The organism is Bradyrhizobium sp. BRP20, assembly GCF_020194215.1.
GTDB lineage: Bacteria > Pseudomonadota > Alphaproteobacteria > Rhizobiales > Xanthobacteraceae > Bradyrhizobium > Bradyrhizobium yuanmingense.
Genome location: NZ_JADYVY010000115.1, coordinates 1 through 416, shown reverse-complemented (window position 1 = coordinate 416; position 416 = coordinate 1). Strand labels below are relative to the sequence as shown.

Below are 416 nucleotides of genomic sequence, written 5' to 3'. Positions count from 1 at the left end.
TATATGCATAGAAGATGTATTCTGGATCGGCTGCTGGATCAACAAACGCCATATGTGTACCATTAAATTCTAAAGCTTTATTAGGTGTGCTTGGTAATAATTGTTTATCAAATGTATCTTGATCTAACGTTTTCTTACCTTTAACTTCTTTCACCCATTTGTCGTAGTCTTTTTGACTAACGGCATTTACTTTAAATGTTTGACGTGAGAATCCTTCACCATTGAAGTTAGAGTTACGACCTCTGAACGTACCAGTTTGAGATGCTTCTAACGTCCAATTCATTGTCATGCCAGTCATGGCATATTTTTGACCACCTAATTGTGGAATCCAGAAACTTGTCATTGTATCCATAGCTTGAAGCTTAAATACAACAGGACAATCTTTAGGGATTGTTAATGTATTAACAGTCTCTATA

The 416-nt window shown here is 35.6% G+C and carries 1 pseudogene; it reads right to left on the bottom strand.

The features are described 5' to 3' along the window. Nucleotides 1-416: pseudogene (locus tag I6F33_RS38055) on the bottom strand (cytochrome c oxidase subunit II); the annotation flags it as partial.